The following is an 18265-nucleotide window of genomic DNA, read 5'->3' on the forward strand; positions in this document are numbered from 1 at the left end:
GAGTTCAATGGCTGTTCTCAATATCCTACATGTACACATACAGAGCCAATCAATACGTGAGCTGTGATGAAAATCCAGCTCTTTTTCCTTTTTTGAAAGAATGTATTAAAAAAATGAGGTTTGATGTAAAAACGACTTTTCAAATTTGTTTATTTTGCGTTCTGATGAAGAAGTTAATGCAATTGGTCTAATTCGTTATAAAAACGCATATGAAGGTATATACAGGCTTTACATGTGTTTTTAGGGTTTATAGGAAAAATAGAAAGGGTAGTCATTATTTACGACTTAACCCTTTCTCTACGAGCTGACGAATTGCTTCATTTTGATTCTCAGCTTATTTTCATGCTAATAATTTCCTGTTTGTTCCACTTATGCTTTTGTAAATGTAACTAAATTTTCATGCATGGGGAAAGCTTGTTATAATAGTGGAGAATAACTTGGGTACAATTGATAATGAAATGGGGAAAGATGCTAGATGAAAGCAACCGGAGTGACTAGAAAAGTAGATGATTTAGGGCGTGTGGTAATTCCAAAGGAACTTAGAAATACGCTAGGTATTAAAGAAAAATCACCATTAGAGATCTTTGTAGAAGGTGAAGACATTGTTTTACAGAAGTATCAGCCTGGTGGTGTTTGTGCATTAACAGGAGAAATATCAAATCGGAACATATCATTAGCAAATGGTAAGATAGCATTAAGTCCAGAAGGTGCAGAATTATTAATAAAAGAAATAGAACAATACCTTGTAAAATAAGAGGCTCCTTTCAAGGGGCTTTTTTAGGATTAATATAGTAATTTCATGTATCGTAATATTTGTGAAAATATTTACTAAAAATAGAATCAATTCTATTCCTTTTTGTTGAAATTTAGTTAGTGTATATTTTCGTATCGGTTTTAGAAAAACAAAAGCTAGAAGAATTTATTGAATTCTCTGAACGGAAATTGCATGAGAAACATATGTGAAAAGGAAAAAATAATAAAAAGGCTAGTTAGTCCATTATAAGGGCTAGCTGGCCTTTTTATTTACTAAAGTGAACCTTGATAAATGAAATAAATCTCGGCGGCCCCCACTAATCACTCTCACCTGAATACACTTTTAAGTGTTCCATTGCTATGGATATGGCATGTTTTTCTGTATCAATTAACGATAACCCCTGCTTAATAGGAGCCCAATACTCATATCCGTAATCCTCAAACCACGCAAATACTTCTGTAGTGTAAAAACCATCATTCTGTTTGGATTAACTGCTTAGCAGGTGATTCCGTTAGGACTTCTTGATTCTTTTTATTTATCATTTTTTTGCACCGGAACGGGTAGTTCACTAGAAGAGCTTATTTGCATCTATACCTTGATTTTATGTACAATAAAGATATAGATATTATCTGGAACAGAAAGAGGGAAACGATGTCTAATCCATTAGTAAATTTACGTATTGATTTTGCATTTAAACAGTTATTTGGAACAAATGGGAATGAGGACATTTTAATCGCTTTTTTAAATGCAATGTTAAAAAAATCTTTAGAAGCACCTATTGTTTCCCTACAGTTAGAAGATCCACATTTACATCGAGAACATGAAGAAGATAAATTATCGATTTTAGATATTTCGGCTACATTAGATATAGGAACAAAGGTAAATGTAGAAATACAGCTGAATAACAATCATGATATGATTAAACGCAGTTTGTATTATTGGGGAAGGTTGTACACTTCTCAATTGCAAAAGGGCATGCCATATAGTTCACTTCATAAAACGATTACAATTAACCTGTTAAACTTTGTGATGTTTCCTGAATATGAAGCATTTCATACAACAGGCATCCTTTGGAATCAGGAACAACAAAAGCTATTAAGTGATGATATAGAAGTTCATATAGTAGAGATTCCAAAGTTAATGCAGCAATGGCGCGAAGAGAAAGTCAATCCGTGGGAAGATTCATTTGTTCGTTGGTTATTATTATTACCTGCGAATGAAGATGAACATCTCACACAAACATTGGAGGATATTGCCATGAACCGAGATCCGATTTTACAAAAAGCAATGAATAAATGGGAACGTATGAGTCAAGATTCTTCTTTCCGTCAAGCATATGAAGCAAGAGAAAAGGCCTTAATGGATGAGGCAGCAAAATTTGCTCATGCAGAACAACAAGGAATTAAAAAGGGAATTAAAAAGGGAATTGAACAAGGTGTTGAGCAAGGAAAGATGCAACTCATTCGAGGCATGCATAAAAATGGTGTGTCTGTAGAAGATATTGCAAAGCTTACAGGATTACCAGAAATAGAAATACAACGATTTTTGCAGAGCTAGTTCTTAGAGAAAGCACTTTATCCAATAGAATGCTTTCTCTAACTCTGCCTGAAAAGAAGATGAGGTGTCTCAATCTTCTTTTTCGATTTCTGACAGGAGACTTCTTCCTCAAAAATATAAAGGTGTGAAACACCAATTTTAGGTGGGAGATGAATATCAGTAGGCGTAAGCCTTCTTCAAATAAAAACCTATTTGTCTCTTATCTTTAACTATACTTCTTTTCTAATTTTATTAGGTTTTTCTTCTGATTCGATAAGCCTATTGTAAAACTATTTGCTTTAATTACAATATCTCCCCTGTTACCTGTTGAAGTGACAGTTATCTTAGTCCTAAACAAACCTTTCTTAACTTTCACACTTTCTATATCCTTCATGTCTATACACTTTATATTACCAGTGAATTTACCACTCATTGATATTTCTAATACCATAAGTCTTTTATCGGTAAAACATATGATTAAATGCTCAAGGTCTGCCAATGCTCCAAGACCGTATGTGAAATACTCTGATGCTGATGGTGTTATATAGGAGTAGAAATAATAAAAGTAAGTTTCACCTTCTATTTTTAATTCTTCGAATAAATCGTCTAAGTACTTGTTTGTTAACATCTTAATCCCCCTGTCTTATTTGAGCCTAACAGTTACATTAGAAGTCTTTCATAGGAACACATCTTTTCTGTCACAATTATAAACATATCATCTGTAAACTCGTTCTTCCACAATAAACCAATATTTTAATTTACCTTTTTTATAAACAGTTAATCTTCTTTCAAAACGATTAAACTGTATTTCAAATCCACACCTAAATTTGGTCTGATAATTTTAAAAAATCTTCTTCTGTAGCAATCGGTTCTTTTTGAAATTCACTCATATATTCCAACTCGTTTCGTGATATATTTTGATTATATTTAAATTCAAGTAGATTCCAAATTAAAAAGAAATTGGTAATTACATTAGCCATTATTTGTATTATAGCAGGGGGATATATTGGAATGAAATATGTAGAAAAAAAGAACAAGAGGAACAGTTTTGGAAGGAACAAGAAGCACGAGTAGAAAAGTATATTCATTACAATGTAAAAGATGTGAAGTCTATAACATTTACAGAACATAAGGTAAGCCCAATGGGGATTCCTGGGTTAAAAGGGAATTATATCAAATAATAGGAAGTAACAATGGTAATAAAGGTGTTTTTGAATGGATTGTTGAGTCCAATGGTGATGTGAGCCACAGAAGATTCATTGAAAATGGTGTTATGACGGGTAAGCCAAATCAAGTTCCAAAAAAGTAAGAGGTAAATAATATGAACTTAAAAGATTTAAAAAATAAACATATTAAGTATGACTGGAAGACTATTTTTGTAGGCGTCCAAGAAAATTATTTTAGTAAAGACGTCATTTCTGATTATGCGGTAGAATTGATGGATATGGGTGATGAAAGTGGGTTTGTTAGTGAACTTGCATGGGGAGTATCTAGTGAAGATTTAGATAAGGTGATGTTAGAAATAAAAACTAATTATTTTCCTGAATTAGATGAAGAAAGTACAATGTTAGTAGAGGAGAATGGAAAACTAAGATTTGTTTGTTTATCTGAAATAAAAGAAAGATGTAAAGAAGATAATGAATTATTAAATGAAATTGCAGAGTTTTATGGAGATCATCACTACCCAGAAGATATGGTGAGTTTTGTTAATTATATGCCTCAAGAAGTCCCAACTACGAAAGAAGATATGATAAATAGGTTTGAAAAATTTTTAAAATTAGAGAGAGTGAGATTTAAATACTAATGTATGTAATAAGGGTGGGAATAGGTGAGATAACATTTTACTTACAAGGACCACTATGGATGTCATACTGTAAATATAAAAACAACCTAAAAAACTTGCAAACTTAATAAACTTAGAAAATATATAAATTTAAAGCACTTGATTGTCTATGAAAGGCACCGGGTGCTTTTTTAATTGATCAGTATGTTTTAATTACATAAATAGGTTAGTAATTTGGAAGAAGTAGCTTCCAAATTTAAAAGAATTCATAATGAATGCAAAGTGGGGGAAGTATTTTAAAGACTATCAAATCTGAGGGATAATGAATAATATGGTCACTATTTTAAGAGAGAAATAACCCGAGTTATGTTTATATTTTCGCTTAGCTCATGTTTTACCTCTCTTTGCTTATTTCTGGATGCCAAGAAATAGGCTTCTTTTATAACATTTTGAATGTATACTTTTGTTATATCAATAGAGGATATCAGGTAATTTGGTATGAAGTTAATGATGTAGGGGGAATGAAAGTAAACTAATATTTAAAAGTTTACTTTCAAAAATATAAAAAGAATCCTGGAATTCCGGCATTCTTTTTGATAAATCAATAAGGTATATTATTTAATTATTGAAAAGGAACGTCGTATATAAACCATGTTCCATTTTTTTTATACATATGGAATTGAATGTTGGTACCTATCCATGGGGGCATATTAATAACTGCGGAATCCTTGTAATCTTCGTTTATTATTACAGATGATCTTGCAAATCTAAAAGATGATAGAATTGTTTTATGAAATTCAGATGCTTCTTTTAAAAATTGTTTTTTTTCCTCGGTCATTTTTTCATCATTTTTATAGAAAAGATAAGTTATTTCATAATTTTTTTCTTGTATTGAATGTAAATATAATCTTACTATTGTTTTAGGTTTTTGCTCTTTTAGTGTATAAATATCTTGGGATTTTTGTAATTTATCATATAACTTTTGTTCTGTATAATTTAAATCTGCTAAATAAGGTGAAAGAGGAAATACAAACCAAAGAATAATAATTACTAAAATTAATAAACCTATTTTTTTCTTATTCATTAAAAGCCCCTCATTATATATATTGTCAATATAAGGATATATTAATGTATATAATACGGTTTTGCTAGGTTTTTTATTACAAATAGATTTTCTTTGTTTGCCTTTTAGTATTTATAGTTTTGAATAAGATTAATTATTTTTATGAATGTAAATTTAAAAGTAAAAGTTTACTTTCATAAATGATAACAATAATCTAATTATTAATAGATGAAAAAAATGGTAAAGTAGGTTGAGAGTAATTGGAACAGAAAAAAATAGTAAACCAAATAGAATTAATGGACTACTTTAATATAGCAAAAGATTCATTACTTGCTATGGAAAAAGAGGGATTGCCGTTTAAAAGAATAGGAACTCGTGCGAAAGAGTATGATATAGAGCTAGTAAAAGAATGGCTTCAAATAATGAGAGAAGAAATTCATTCAATGGTAATCGGTCAGGAATATGATAATAAAGAAATTTCTAGGGTATATAAATGTGGGAATATGGGAGGGATGAGACGATCTAAAAAAACAAATACATTAGTTTTGTTCTCTGATCATACAAAAGGTATTTACGATGACCGCTGGGATAAGGATATATTATATTACACAGGGATGGGCCAAGAAGGAGATCAAGTTTTAGAAGGGAATCAAAATAAGACTCTATATGAATCTAGAGAAAATGGAGTAGATGTTTACTTATTTGAAGCATTTGAATCAGGAAAGCACATTTTTATGGGGCGAGTAGAGCTTGTAAATCAACCTTTTCAAGAGATCCAAGAGGATACACAAGGAATGGATAGAAATGTATGGGTTTTTCCAATCCAGTTGTCTAATAAGCATGTAGTTATTTCTGAGAGTGTTATTGAAAATCGTCAAGAGGGGGAAAAGAAAAAAGCAAGAGAGTTAAGTTATAACAAATTAAAGGATCGAGCTACCAAGGTAGTATCTCATGGTAATAATAAACGCTTTACAAAAACTACAACATATCAACGAAATGAGTATGTAGCTGAGCTAGCTAAAAGGCGTGCACAAGGTATATGTGAGTTGTGTGAACAGCATGCTCCTTTCCAAGATAAAAAAGGGAATCCATACTTAGAAGCACATCATGTGAAATGGCTATCAGAGGGTGGAGAAGATTCAATTTATAATACTATTGGAGTATGTGCAAATTGTCATCGAAAGTTACATGTTGTAAATCTACATGAAGATGTTGCAAAATTAGAGAAAAAGCTGGCGCAATATAAGCAAGAAGACGAGATATAGAGAGTATATGTACTAAATAAGATGTGAAAGAAGTGACGATTCATGAAGAAAAAAGTATCGGTTGTTGGAGCGGTCATTTTTAATGAGAAGAATGAAATACTATGTGCATTACGTTCTCCTGCAATGTCATTACCGAACTATTGGGAATTTCCAGGTGGAAAAATTAATGAAGGGGAAATGCCGCAAGATGCATTGATACGTGAGATCAAAGAAGAACTAGGATGTTTAATTACTGTTGGTGAAAAAATAGAAGAAGTGGATCATGAGTATGAGAATATTATGGTTCATCTTGCTACTTATAAGGCATACATAGAGTCCGGTATACCTAAAGCTCTTGAGCATGCCGAGTTGATATGGGTTCATGTTAATAATTTATTGGAGTTAAAGTGGGCCCCGGCGGATCGTCCAACCGTGGGAGTTTTATGTTTGAAGTTTAACAATTAAGGTCTGAAATAAGAAATAATGAGACAGATTTTTATAAGTTATAAACTGTTTTGAAAGTAGTTGTATGACTCCGGTGGCTCAGGTTCATGACCTCCACCCTGTCAAGGGAACTTCCCAGTGGACTGTAGAGATTTGGGGTCAGTAAAACTTATATGTATCAAGGCTCTCAAGTTATTATCCTCATAGAGAACCACTTCAGTTAGAGTTTCTTACGAAAAATATTAAAGGAGTTATATTCATTGGTCAAGTACTTTTTGCTACGACCTCCACAGTTTTAACTTTTGAGTTAACGTTCTCAGGTGAAGCAGTCGTGCCTGTGCCACTCCAGGTGGAAGCGATAGTTGACACCATCAGGTGGTATTAATAGGGAAAACTTGGGAATAAATAGAATAACTATTTATGAAAACTAAGAGGAGGAATATAAAATGTTTAAGTGGTTTACGAAGTGGGTTAACTGGCACGATGATCTAGATCAGGCAGCTATTGAGTTTTATATCGGTGACGATAGAGTCGTTCTCATAGGTGATGATGCAATGAACTTTGTAGCTAACTTTAATAAGAAATACAAAACTCTATATGTTGAAAATAAATTAACTGGAACGAATATACGATTTAGGGTGTCTCATGCGGGTACCTACAAGAGAACAACTTATAAAGTAGCAATTGGGAGGTAGGAAACTATGGAGATAGTAATGAACAAGTGGTTTGCTGGCTCGGTCGCCTTGTTAGTTGTAGCTATAGGGAGTTGCAATCTCTAACCAATTAAAGTAACTGTCAGGTGATACTAAATAGCAAAACCCCCCTCGATGAGGTCACTTTTCAGTACATCAACATAGGAACTATAAAGGGTATAAAAATATAACTATTGAGCTCTACCTGAGAAGGTGATACCGTTAGTGTAGAAGCTATTAGCAGACTAGGGAGAAACACTCTGGATATCCTTACAACTGTCGAGGAGTTAAATAATATGGGTGTTACTTTCGTATCACTAAAGGAAAATATGGATACTTCAACGCCAACTGGGAAAGCTATGTTCTCTATGATGGCAGTAATCAGCCAACTCGAAAGGGACTTAATAGCAGAGCGAACAAAAGAAGGACTAGCAAGCGCAAAGAAACGTGGAGTTAAACTAGGTAGACCTCAACTAGACAATGATAAAATAAGGGTAGCTCTACAGATGTATGGGCTCTGGTGCAAAAAAAGTATAAAAAAGTAGGAACTGATTCTTTTAAGATAAAGTTACGAAATTTCTAAGAAGTAGATTTAATTTTTACTTACTAGGAGAGACTATATTGATTCGATAATTATCCATAAAAGTAAAAACGAGCACTCCTATTCATAGCGATAGGGTGCTCGTTTTCCTATTTATGCGCAGAAATGGAAATTCATCTCCTACCTACTAGATAGCAATAGGTAAGATGACCCTAACGAATTGATGCAAGGGTTAATCTTATCTATTGCCATCTACATTCAAATATAAAGTATTAGAAATGAGGGTTATAGCTAACTGGTATATCCATTCCAGGGAAATCTATAATACGATGAGAATCTAATTTCATGTTTTCACCTACTTTTTATAAATATATCATATTCTTTTACATGCTATGCTTAAAGAAAATAAAGGAGCTTATTCTACTTTATAATTTGGCAGACTAACTACTGATAACGGGAATTATGTGAACAATGCCCTTTTTTATAATAATTAAAAGGTGGAATATGTATTTTTTGATCTATTGCACCTTTTATCAAATGGTACAATATAGTTTATATTCTATAGGGTGGAGTTGAAAGAATGGATGATGTAAATACAAAGGGTAAAATAAAAAAAACGAAAGGAAAAGCATTAATAATTATATTTTCTATGTTAGTAATTATAATTGGGTTCGGATATTGGAAATTTTTTAGTTTGCAAGGTGTTCCAAAAGGCGAATTAATTCAAACAGTGAAATCCCCAGATGGAAAATACCTCATAAAAACATATTTTCATAATGCAGGATCATTAAGTGCAGATGCTGTTAGGGGTGAATTAGTTAATCTTAATACGGATTCAGCGGAAAATATATATTGGAATTATCCAGATGCAGATCCATATATTGAATGGGTAAATAAGGATAGTGTTAGAATTGGAGATCAAACTTTAGACATTTCAAAGAAAGAAACCTATGATTGGCGTGATGATGACAATCACATTAAAGAAATGCCTAAACAATTTATTAAATAAAACAGGGAAAATTAGATTTAGTCAATCTTACTTGTTTAATTATCGATTTTAGATCTATTAGCAACATTAGATAATGGGACGCAAGTAACTATCGAAATTCAGCTTCGAAATACACATGATATGGTGAAGCGATCTTTATATTATTGGAGTAAACTTTATACATCTCAAATGCAAGAAGGGATGCCATATCGTTCACTTCGGAAAACAATTACCATTAACTTATTAGACTTTATTTTGTTTTCTCAGGATGATGCATTTCATACCATCGGACAATTATGGAAAACAAAAATGCAGCAACTATTAAGTGACGACATTGAAATCCATTTTGTAGAGATACCGAAATTTGTAAAACAATGGCGTGAAGAAAAAGTAAACCTGTGGGAAAATACATTTGTTCGTTGGATGTTATTATTACCAGCGCATGAAGATGCACATTTAACTCAAACATTGGAGGAGATTGCAATGAATCAAGATCCAATTTTACAAAAGGCTATAAATAAATGGGAAAATATGAGCCATGATTCTTCTTTCCGAATAGCATATGAAGCTCGAGAGAAGTTACTTCTAGATGAACAAGCTAAGCTAGCGCATGCAGAACAAGAGGGTATGGAAAAAGGTATTGAGCAAGGTAAGATGCAAATGATTCGAGGGATGCATGAAATTGGTGTACCGCTTGAAACTATTGCAAAAGCAAGTAAATTAAGTGTGGAGGATATAGAACGTATTTTGAAATTAAAGTAAATATATATGAACATACAGAACTCATGAATAGAGTACAAATTTGTATTCTATTCATGAGCAAACGGGTTCTGGTGCACAAACACTCGTAAATTATTTTGAAGTTTTTGCACCAGAACCCTTTTTTCTATAGTCTAAAAAAAATCTTTAATGAAACACCACCCTTACCCTGATTCACTTAGGATTTCTACATACACGGCATGGAATAAATATATTCTTCTAAATGATTTGTATAAAAAAGTGCGCCATTGAGATAAGATGGCGTACTTTTTATTTGTAAGGATGAGTCAAAATGTCGCTACGACTTCTTTAATTCGGTTATCAAGCTGTTTAGAGACATCAACGATTTAATAAAGCGGTTTTAATTGCTATTTATGTTATATGAGATTATGACACCGAGAGAAGCGAGTGATCGATGGGGGATTACTCCTGATATTTTACGAATGAAATTGAAGCGTAGTTGTTGCTTTTATTGTGGAATAAAACTACATATAATATTAAACCCAATACATTTGTGTATAGTTTTCCTAAAATACATTTGATAATATAGATAAATGGACATTAAATATATAATATATTAATAGTTAGGGAGATATTAGAAATGAAAAGAACGCCTGAATTTATACTGGGTTTAATTGGTGGTATTTTGGGAGTAATAGTTTCTCTTATTATATTGATGATAGCTATTACTGCTATGGATGGCTATATTGATTATAAAGTTTTGACTTATTACTCTATTTTATTAATTATTCAAATAGGGCTGTTAGTTTTGGCATGTTCAGTAAATAAGGTTAACAATATAGCTTACGGACTTTGTATGATATTGCTCCCATTAGTAACATTGGTTATGTCATTATTCCTTTTATTTATTCCAGTAATTCTTCAAATTATTTCTGGTGGATTTGCGTTTCGATCTTTAAAACAAGAATCTAATTAAAATATTTAGCTATTCCAAAATCATGGTAAATATATAAGGGGAAATTTAAATAATATTTTTGAAGGGTGGTATTGTAATTTGAAACGCACTGTAGAATTTGTAATCGGCTTAATCGGAGGAATCTTAGGACTCTTACTTTCTTTATTTATTGTAATTGGTTGTATTTCCTACACAAGTTCTAATACTAGTTCTGGAGGCATTGAAGAATATATTATCATTACTTCTAGCATCGCCTTAATTATTCAAATAGGCCTATTAGTACTAGCTTGTTGTGTTAATAAAATAAATAATAAAACTTATGGTATTTGCATGATTGTATTAAGTATAATTTCATTGTTTTTAGGTTTATTTATTTTATTCCTTCCAGTGGTTTTACAAATCATTTCAGGTGCATTTGCATTTAGACCTTTAAAACAGGAATCTAATTAAAACAATAACAAGCTGATAATAAATTATGGGATTATGTTTCTTGTCCATATCCTCATGGTAATTTATTAAAAGAATATAATGTATTTTTTAACCATAACCATATTGTTCATTTATTATTTAAGGGTTTTGAAACAGAGGATGAATTAGAATTAAGAGATAAATTATCTAAGCTTTAGTGAAAATGGGGACTGATTCGGAAATCAAACCCAACTCCTTTTGCTACTTCAGTAATATCGGTTCTGGTGCAAAAATAATTTTATAACAATTCCAAACTGAATATTTGATGATTATGAAAATAAATCATTCGAAATCTAGAGAGAAAACGCGTATTTTATTAACAAATATCCATTTAATATTCGGAATTAAGCTCATATTTTTGTGTGTATTTTGATACTATTCGAGGTTTGTACCAGAACCAGCGTTTCTTCTTCAATGTATAATGATACGTTGTCGGTGTATTCCAACTTAATTTATATTGTCAATGAGAACTATTGACAATATAGTTGTAAGGTCTTAATATCAATTTCGATAATGAAAATTATTATCAATTATTAAGGGGGATACATAATGAATTTCATCAAACAAAAATCATTTGTATTATTTGTATTTGTGTTATCATTTTCACTTCTTTTAGGGGCATGTGGGAAATCTGATAACAAAGCTGAATCTAAAACAGAAGAGAAGAAAGAAATGATTACGGTAGAACATGCAATGGGTAAAACTGAAGTTCCTGCTAATCCAAAGCGTATCGTTATTTTAACAAATGAAGGAACAGAAGCTTTACTTAACCTTGGTATAACACCAGTCGGTGCTGCTGAATCACCTACCGGTAACCCATGGTATCCACATACGAAAGATAAACTAAAAGATGTAAAAACTGTCGGTACCGAGCTTCAACCCAATGTAGAAGCAATTGCTTCTTTAAAACCTGACTTAATTATCGGTAACAAACTGCGTCACGAAAAAATATACGAGCAATTAACAGGCATTGCTCCTACTGTTTTCTCAGAAACACTGCGTGGTGAATGGAAAGATAACTTTAAACTTTATGCAAAAACAGTAAATAAAGAAAAAGAAGGTCAAAAGGTATTAGCTGATTACGACAAACGTATCAAAGATTTAAAAGGAAAACTTGGAGATAAAGTAAATCAAGAAATTTCTATGGTTCGATTTATGCCTGGTGATGTTCGTATTTATCACGGAGATACATTCTCTGGTGTTATTTTAAAAGAACTTGGTTTCAAACGTCCTGGTGATCAAAACAAAAATGACTTTGCAGAACGTAATGTATCTAAAGAGCGTATTCCTGCAATGGATGGTGATATCATCTTCTACTTCACATATGATAAAGGTAATGAAAAAAAAGGATCTGAATTAGAGAAAGAATATATCAATGATCCCCTATTCAAGAACTTAAATGCTTCTAAAAACGGGAAAGTATACAAAGTTGATGATATCATTTGGAATACAGCTGGCGGTGTAATGGCTGCAAACTTAATGTTAGATGATATTGAAAAACGATTTATAAAATAATATTTTTCTAAAACAGTTCCTCTTCCAGGAGCTGTTTTTAATTGCTTTCTTGGGTTCTGTTGCAAAGTTTTCTAAGTTAAATTTTTGGTAAAGTGAATAAGGAGAATCACAAATGAAATATTTAAAGGGAAACAATTCAGGAAAGATATTATTTTGGTAGCCGCCCTATACTACTGTCGCTTTTCTTTAAGTTATCGTGATGTCTCTAAACTTTTAAAAGAACGTGGATTCTGTTCATCAACAATTTTTTGCCGTCTTCTATGCAGAATATAGTATGTAATTTTTATGTAACAAAGTAAAAATGGTTGTATTTAGGTGCTTTTGTATGAGCATTTATTTCGTAATTTTATAAACTACACACATAAAAAGGAGAAGAATCTTACTAAGTTTTTTTCCTTTGTTATGTTTTTACAATGATGATGTAAAGCATTTATAATCCTTTTGGCTTATCAGCATAAGAATGGATTCAATTAGGAATCTGTCGTTCTCTTTTTAATATTTCATTATCTTTGCACCAGAATCCTACATATAGAACCAATTGCATATATAACAGGAAGCATAACTTTGCAGAAAATGCAGGTTTATGCTTCTTTTTTTGTGCAATTCGCATTTTGTTTGCAACAGCATTCTTCTATAACTAAGGTCTACCATGCATGAAATGTTATTCTAAAGCGGAAAAGGGGATAAATGACAGAATAGAAATGAAATTAGAAAAATATATCGTATAATGGTAGAATATGGTTTGGTTATTGGGATCTGCGTTTAGCCTATAGAATAATAATCAATATATCTAGTAATAAAGGGGAAATTAGTTTGGAAAGTAGGAGTAATAGAATGAAGAATCATTTTCGAAGGTTAGTAGCTATAAGTATTTGCTTCTTGTTAGTCTTCCTGGGTAGTAATTATTCAAAAGCTGAAACGGCTTCATCTATAGGATTGAATGCTAAAGATGTAGAAGCTTTTACCAATAAAGTAATTCCAGAGAAAATGAAAGCAGAAAATGCACCAGGTGTAGCTATTGTCGTTGTGAAAGATGATCAAATTCTATTTCAAAAAGGGTACGGTTTTTCCAATAAAGAAGATAATATTCCCATCGATCCCAAAAAAACAGTTTTTCGATTAGCGTCAGTATCAAAGGTTTTTACTGCTAGTGCTGTAATGCAGTTAGTTGAACAAGGAAAAATCGATTTAAATAGAGATATTGTAAATTATATGGGAGGATTAAAGTACCAAAATAACATGGGTGAACCTGTTACAATGGAGCACCTACTTACCCATACAACAGGGTTTGATTTCGTGGATCCTAGACCGGAGGATATTCATTATCAAGTTAATGATTATACAAAACTTAAAGATTATGTAGAAGAAAATATGCCCACAGTAGTGAGAAGGCCAGGAGATACGTATACATATGATAATTTTGCTTCTATGCTTCAGGGGTATATTGTTCAAAATTTGACAAACACACCTTTTTATAAATATATGGCTAAGAATATCTTTTACCCTCTAGAAATGCATAATAGTAGTTTTGTTATGACAAATTTTATCAAAGATAAACTTGCAACAGGATACGATGCAAAAGGCAATGCTATCCCATTTTATCAAACAAGACCGACAGAAATGCCGCAAGGGAGCATGTTTTCTACAGGAAGTGACGTAGCCAATTTTATGATTGCTCAATTGAATGATGGTAAATTTAAAAATAACCAAATACTACAAAAAGAAACTGTTCAAGATATGCAAAAAACAAAATTTGCGTTACATCCCAAATATCCTAATATGACATATGGATTTGAATTCTTTTCACCACAAAGTCATAATGGTCAATATGTGTTTGGCAAAGGCGGAAATATACCAGGGTTTTCATCTTTAATGTGGTTAATTCCTGAACATAAAATTGGAGTTTTTGTTATTACGAATAAAGATAGTTCATCACTTCCTATAGAAATATTTGATGAATTTATGAATCATTATTTTCCAGACAAAACAAAGCCAGATTATTTAAAACCTAGCGAAGAAGAGCTTAAAAAATTTGAAGGCGTGTACCGTGATTTGCGGGTGAAAAATCTTATTTCACATTTAAATATAAGTGAAGGAAAGTTATATGTAAGTGATAAAGTATATGGTAAGCAGGAATTCAAACAAATAGATCCATTACTATTTGAGGATGATAAAGGTAATTATATGGCGTTTAAACTACACAAAGATGGTACTGTAAAAGAAATGATACACTGGAACTCTGGTAGTTCAGCAGTGAAATTAAGTGAACCTGAGAGATTCCATGATGTAGAGGAAAATCATCCATATGCTAAATTTATCATTTTAGCCAAGAAGACTCCTTCCTCAAGGAACGCGAAGTGAGTAGGTGGGAGATGAATTGGCTTCGGACAAGGGATGGCAGGAAGCCATCTTAATTGTTCGACATACATAAACTGTTACTTCACTACCTATCGAATGTATGTTTGTTGTATAATAGACACATATCGAAATGGAGGTGAAATGAATGATGATTAATAAAGCATATAAATTTCGTATCTATCCAAATAAAGCACAAGCAACCCTAATCAATAAAACGATTGGCTGTTCTCGTTTTGTATTCAATCATTTCCTATCTCTATGGGATAATGCATACAAAGAAACGGGAAAAGGTTTGACATATGGCTCATGCTCTGCCAAACTTCCTGCCATGAAGAAAGAGTTTGTTTGGCTAAAAGAAGTGGACAGTATTGCGATTCAGTCGTCTGTTCGCAACCTTGCGGATGCTTATACACGCTTTTTCAAAAAACAAAACAGTGCCCCGCGTTTCAAATCTAAGAAGAACAACGTACAATCTTATACCACAAAACAAACAAATGAAAACATTGCCGTTGTAGGGAACAAAATAAAATTGCCAAAACTAGGTCTTATTCGATTTGCTAAAAGTCGTGAAGTAACAGGACGTATTTTAAATGCTACAGTTAGACGGAACCCTTCTGGCAGATACTTTGTGTCATTGTTAGTTGAAACAGAGGTGCAAGAACTTCCGAAAACAAATTCTTACATTGGAATGGATGTGGGACTAAAAGATTTCGCCATTTTGTCAGATGGAACAACCTATGAAAATCCGAAGTTTTTTCGATCATTAGAAGAGAAGTTGGCAAAAGCACAGCGTGTTCTTTCTAGAAGAATGAAAGGATCTTCTCGCTGGAATAAACAACGAGTAAAAGTAGCTAGAATTCATGAATACATGACGAATGCTAGAAAAGATTACTTGGACAAAACCTCGACTGAAATCATCAAAAACCACGATGTTATCGGTATAGAGGATTTGCAAGTATCGAATATGTTAAAGAATCATAAGTTAGCAAAAGCAATTAGTGAGGTATCATGGTCTCAGTTTCGAACTATGTTGGAATATAAGGCAAAATGGTACGGCAAACAAATCATTGTCGTATCGAAAACATTTGCTTCAAGCCAATTATGTTCTTGTTGTGGATATCAAAACAAAGACGTTAAAAATCTAAACCTACGTAAATGGGACTGCCCTTCTTGCCTTACACACCATGATAGGGATATTAACGCAAGTATCAATCTAAAGAATGAAGCGATAAGGCTTCTAACCGCAAGGACTGTGGAGATAGCCTAATAAATTAGAGTTCGATAGAACTCTTTACTTAGGAATCCCCCTCTTCTAAACGAAGTGAAAGTGGGGGTAGTTCAAAGATCCTTTACACCAATACGAGATATTAAAAGCAAATAAGGAGGGGAATTTTGTTCCTGAAGCCTCTCTTACACGTGCAGAATTTGCATATTGGTTATCTCAAATTGCTTACTTTACACCACCTTCAAAAAAAGACCCAGTATTTTCTGACGTGAAAAATCATCCTTATGCATCTCATATTCAAAAGCTATATGAAATTGGTATTTTATACGAAAAAGAAGGGGAACAATTTTATCCAGATCGTGCTATTACTAGACAAGAAGCAGCATGGATTACTTGGCAGTATTTGAAAATGTTAGGTGCACCACCTGTAGACGCTACTTTAAAAGGAGAAACTGATGATTGGGCAAAAGAGTCTGTGAAGAACATTGTAGGTCATCGTTTAGTTGGGCCAGAGGTAATATATAACGAAGATGGATCAGCGGATTATCTATCAAAACAAATAATGAAACGTCAAGAGGCAGCTGCATTGTTATTTTATGTTAGCTAGTTGATTTGTTTTTCAATAATAAATTAATAAAAATACTGGAGGTAACGACTTTTAATAGAATTACATGAAGAAATAAGAGAGGTAATAATAAAAGAAAAAGAGCCTGTAAGGAATGTGTCTCTTTTTCTTTCTTTTAAAATTAAAATGTCTTTCCATGTTCTCCAAGTACATACTGAAGAACATACGATTGTTGCACAATGTTTTGACATGTTTTGTACAGGTTATCCCTAAATTCATTACTTGGAAATAGAGATAAAGCTACTTATTCTAATCATGAAATAGAAATAGAAATTACTAAAGTAAATACTTTTCTATTATCTAATGAGCAGTAAATTCGGAGGGGAAAAGATGAAATGGGGAATAGAAGCGATAAGACATACTGAATGTAGTGGTACTAATAGCGATAAGAATTTAAATTTGGGAGAGGAGTATCAAAGTACTTCATGGACATATTTATCCTTATCGTATCTTCAAGATTTTTTAGAATCATCAGGATTAAGTAGAGATACGATATTGGAACTACTCCCAATTAATTTTAAGGGAATTGTATGGGGTTTTTTGGAGGATGAGGATATTAAGTTTATACGCACGCTTCCGAGCCCAAATAGGTGTTTGGAAATTCTAGAGGAATATAAACTGATGGAAGTAGCTGTTACCTATGAACCAAACATGGAATTTAAATTGCGGTGGTTAAAAGAACGCTGGGAAAAAGGATACTATGTATTTGCGAATTGTTAAGAACTTAACGTAATAAAAGTAAAGAGTGGAGAAAAAAGAGATTAAATTCATATAATAATAGGGGCCGTATTTTCCTTAGGTTTTCAAAAATACTTGGAAACAGAGGATACCCTTGCTTTTGTTAACTGCATCATCTATTGCTGAAGTGACAAGGAACGATATTTGTTTCGTTCAATTTCTTTTCAATAAAAGAGTATTAAAAAGGTTGAGCGGAAAATCGGAATGAAGGAATTTTGGGGAATTAAAGTTATTGTTGTAAACGAACATTCTGTGGAAACAGTTAAGAATATAGCGAATTATTTATTCAAGATGGCTCAGAAATGAGTCATCTTTTTTATTTGTAAAAAATAGGCCCTAAATTCGTAACAATCTTGTGTGTGAAAATAAAAAAAGATCTTTGATAAGTTAGAGTTTATTCAAAGTAACCTTCCTAACCTTGGTTGCTTAGTAGTAGTTCTAGTTCCTATAGGGTTATGTATATGGCTTATAATATCTGTAGTAACAACATTGGTTTAATCTAGTGGCGTTAGTATAACAGGATAAGATGGGACGATATATGCGGTGAAAGTGTGCGCCATGTCATTCATGGTTGGGATTGTCCAAACATTGGACCAAAGCCCTTGGAAAATGCTTT

The 18265-nt window shown here is 32.4% G+C and carries 16 protein-coding genes and 7 pseudogenes; 21 read left to right on the forward strand and 2 right to left on the reverse strand.

The genetic code is table 11. The features are described 5' to 3' along the window. Nucleotides 1-475: 475 nt before the first annotated feature. Together BAQ49_RS19325 and BAQ49_RS19335 are read left to right on the forward strand one after the other, a co-directional pair. On the forward strand, nt 476-754 hold the full coding sequence (locus BAQ49_RS19325) for an AbrB/MazE/SpoVT family DNA-binding domain-containing protein (RefSeq protein WP_071746687.1): 279 nt from the start codon (nt 476-478) through the stop codon (nt 752-754). Nucleotides 755-1405: 651 nt separating this feature from the next. Beyond that, nucleotides 1406-2311 (forward strand): Rpn family recombination-promoting nuclease/putative transposase, encoded by a 906-nt coding sequence (locus BAQ49_RS19335; protein ID WP_071746688.1) that lies wholly within the window; start codon nt 1406-1408, stop codon nt 2309-2311. A gap of 205 nt (nt 2312-2516) precedes the next feature. On the opposite strand, the gene BAQ49_RS19340 is transcribed toward BAQ49_RS19335, so the two are convergent. Then, entirely contained in the window at nt 2517-2918 is a 402-nt protein-coding gene (locus tag BAQ49_RS19340; RefSeq protein WP_071746689.1) for a PH domain-containing protein, read from the reverse strand. A gap of 320 nt (nt 2919-3238) precedes the next feature. Here BAQ49_RS19340 and BAQ49_RS19345 point away from each other — a divergent pair. Together BAQ49_RS19345 and BAQ49_RS19350 are read left to right on the forward strand one after the other, a co-directional pair. Further along, nucleotides 3239-3456: pseudogene (locus BAQ49_RS19345) on the forward strand (DUF1433 domain-containing protein); the annotation flags it as partial. 155 nt (nt 3457-3611) lie between these two features. Next, nucleotides 3612-4094 carry a DUF2247 family protein gene (locus tag BAQ49_RS19350; protein WP_071746690.1) on the forward strand — a complete coding sequence of 161 codons (483 nt, stop codon included), beginning with the start codon at nt 3612-3614 and terminating at the stop codon, nt 4092-4094. A 601-nt stretch (nt 4095-4695) separates the two neighbouring features. On the opposite strand, the gene BAQ49_RS19355 is transcribed toward BAQ49_RS19350, so the two are convergent. Then, nucleotides 4696-5157 (reverse strand): hypothetical protein, encoded by a 462-nt coding sequence (locus BAQ49_RS19355; RefSeq protein ID WP_071746691.1) that lies wholly within the window; start codon nt 5155-5157, stop codon nt 4696-4698. Between the two features lie 239 nt (nt 5158-5396). On the opposite strand from BAQ49_RS19355, the gene BAQ49_RS33700 reads away from it, so the two are divergent. The 17 genes and pseudogenes from BAQ49_RS33700 (at nt 5397) to BAQ49_RS19430 (ending at nt 17631) form a co-directional block, all read left to right on the forward strand. Further along, nucleotides 5397-6401 (forward strand): HNH endonuclease, encoded by a 1005-nt coding sequence (locus BAQ49_RS33700; protein WP_244159124.1) that lies wholly within the window; start codon nt 5397-5399, stop codon nt 6399-6401. A 42-nt stretch (nt 6402-6443) separates the two neighbouring features. Then, entirely contained in the window at nt 6444-6845 is a 402-nt protein-coding gene (locus BAQ49_RS19365; RefSeq protein WP_071746692.1) for a (deoxy)nucleoside triphosphate pyrophosphohydrolase, read from the forward strand. 425 nt (nt 6846-7270) lie between these two features. Next, complete coding sequence (locus BAQ49_RS19370) at nt 7271-7519, forward strand: hypothetical protein (protein ID WP_002118722.1); 249 nt, start codon at nt 7271-7273, stop codon at nt 7517-7519. A 206-nt stretch (nt 7520-7725) separates the two neighbouring features. Further along, nucleotides 7726-8028 (forward strand): annotated as a pseudogene (locus BAQ49_RS19375) (recombinase family protein); the annotation flags it as partial. Between the two features lie 609 nt (nt 8029-8637). Next, nucleotides 8638-9066: a DUF5412 domain-containing protein gene (locus BAQ49_RS19380; RefSeq protein WP_002205062.1), complete on the forward strand. Its 429-nt coding sequence runs from the start codon at nt 8638-8640 to the stop codon at nt 9064-9066. Between the two features lie 39 nt (nt 9067-9105). Continuing rightward, nucleotides 9106-9807: pseudogene (locus BAQ49_RS19385) on the forward strand (Rpn family recombination-promoting nuclease/putative transposase); the annotation flags it as partial. Nucleotides 9808-10169: 362 nt separating this feature from the next. After that, nucleotides 10170-10262 (forward strand): annotated as a pseudogene (locus tag BAQ49_RS32485) (helix-turn-helix domain-containing protein); the annotation flags it as partial. Nucleotides 10263-10405: 143 nt separating this feature from the next. After that, a complete protein-coding gene (locus BAQ49_RS19390) occupies nt 10406-10741 on the forward strand; it encodes a DUF4064 domain-containing protein (protein ID WP_071746693.1) in 336 nt (111 codons plus the stop codon). Nucleotides 10742-10819: 78 nt separating this feature from the next. Further along, nucleotides 10820-11170: a DUF4064 domain-containing protein gene (locus tag BAQ49_RS19395; protein ID WP_070139500.1), complete on the forward strand. Its 351-nt coding sequence runs from the start codon at nt 10820-10822 to the stop codon at nt 11168-11170. Between the two features lie 8 nt (nt 11171-11178). Continuing rightward, nucleotides 11179-11346 (forward strand): annotated as a pseudogene (locus BAQ49_RS19400) (DUF4176 domain-containing protein); the annotation flags it as partial. A gap of 391 nt (nt 11347-11737) precedes the next feature. After that, nucleotides 11738-12703, forward strand: a complete 966-nt coding sequence (locus BAQ49_RS19405; RefSeq protein ID WP_071746694.1) for an ABC transporter substrate-binding protein — start codon at nt 11738-11740, stop codon at nt 12701-12703. 117 nt (nt 12704-12820) lie between these two features. Then, nucleotides 12821-12952: pseudogene (locus tag BAQ49_RS32490) on the forward strand (IS6 family transposase); the annotation flags it as partial. 585 nt (nt 12953-13537) lie between these two features. Then, on the forward strand, nt 13538-15064 hold the full coding sequence (locus tag BAQ49_RS19410) for a serine hydrolase domain-containing protein (protein ID WP_244159125.1): 1527 nt from the start codon (nt 13538-13540) through the stop codon (nt 15062-15064). A 142-nt stretch (nt 15065-15206) separates the two neighbouring features. Next, nucleotides 15207-16328: an IS200/IS605 family element RNA-guided endonuclease TnpB gene (gene tnpB / locus BAQ49_RS19415; RefSeq protein ID WP_071746695.1), complete on the forward strand. Its 1122-nt coding sequence runs from the start codon at nt 15207-15209 to the stop codon at nt 16326-16328. A 94-nt stretch (nt 16329-16422) separates the two neighbouring features. Beyond that, nucleotides 16423-16479 (forward strand): annotated as a pseudogene (locus BAQ49_RS34395) (hypothetical protein); the annotation flags it as partial. A 75-nt stretch (nt 16480-16554) separates the two neighbouring features. Then, a complete protein-coding gene (locus BAQ49_RS19425) occupies nt 16555-16893 on the forward strand; it encodes an S-layer homology domain-containing protein (protein ID WP_071746696.1) in 339 nt (112 codons plus the stop codon). Nucleotides 16894-17241: 348 nt separating this feature from the next. Continuing rightward, complete coding sequence (locus tag BAQ49_RS19430; protein WP_071746697.1) at nt 17242-17631, forward strand: hypothetical protein; 390 nt, start codon at nt 17242-17244, stop codon at nt 17629-17631. Nucleotides 17632-18265 lie beyond the last annotated feature (634 nt).

Origin of the sequence: Bacillus proteolyticus (assembly GCF_001884065.1) — a bacterium.
Classification (GTDB): Bacteria; Bacillota; Bacilli; order Bacillales; family Bacillaceae_G; genus Bacillus_A; species Bacillus_A proteolyticus.

Bases quoted from the DNA above. Each gene is read 5' to 3' on its own strand.
- BAQ49_RS19325 (WP_071746687.1), top strand. From the start codon at position 476: ATGAAAGCAACCGGAGTGACTAGAAAAGTAGATGATTTAGGGCGTGTG.
- BAQ49_RS19335 (WP_071746688.1), top strand. From the start codon at position 1,406: ATGTCTAATCCATTAGTAAATTTACGTATTGATTTTGCATTTAAACAG.
- BAQ49_RS19340 (WP_071746689.1), bottom strand. From the start codon at position 2,918: ATGTTAACAAACAAGTACTTAGACGATTTATTCGAAGAATTAAAAATA.
- BAQ49_RS19350 (WP_071746690.1), top strand. From the start codon at position 3,612: ATGAACTTAAAAGATTTAAAAAATAAACATATTAAGTATGACTGGAAG.
- BAQ49_RS19355 (WP_071746691.1), bottom strand. From the start codon at position 5,157: ATGAATAAGAAAAAAATAGGTTTATTAATTTTAGTAATTATTATTCTT.
- BAQ49_RS19365 (WP_071746692.1), top strand. From the start codon at position 6,444: ATGAAGAAAAAAGTATCGGTTGTTGGAGCGGTCATTTTTAATGAGAAG.
- BAQ49_RS19370 (WP_002118722.1), top strand. From the start codon at position 7,271: ATGTTTAAGTGGTTTACGAAGTGGGTTAACTGGCACGATGATCTAGAT.
- BAQ49_RS19380 (WP_002205062.1), top strand. From the start codon at position 8,638: ATGGATGATGTAAATACAAAGGGTAAAATAAAAAAAACGAAAGGAAAA.
- BAQ49_RS19390 (WP_071746693.1), top strand. From the start codon at position 10,406: ATGAAAAGAACGCCTGAATTTATACTGGGTTTAATTGGTGGTATTTTG.
- BAQ49_RS19405 (WP_071746694.1), top strand. From the start codon at position 11,738: ATGAATTTCATCAAACAAAAATCATTTGTATTATTTGTATTTGTGTTA.
- BAQ49_RS19410 (WP_244159125.1), top strand. From the start codon at position 13,538: ATGAAGAATCATTTTCGAAGGTTAGTAGCTATAAGTATTTGCTTCTTG.
- tnpB (WP_071746695.1), top strand. From the start codon at position 15,207: ATGATGATTAATAAAGCATATAAATTTCGTATCTATCCAAATAAAGCA.
- BAQ49_RS19430 (WP_071746697.1), top strand. From the start codon at position 17,242: ATGAAATGGGGAATAGAAGCGATAAGACATACTGAATGTAGTGGTACT.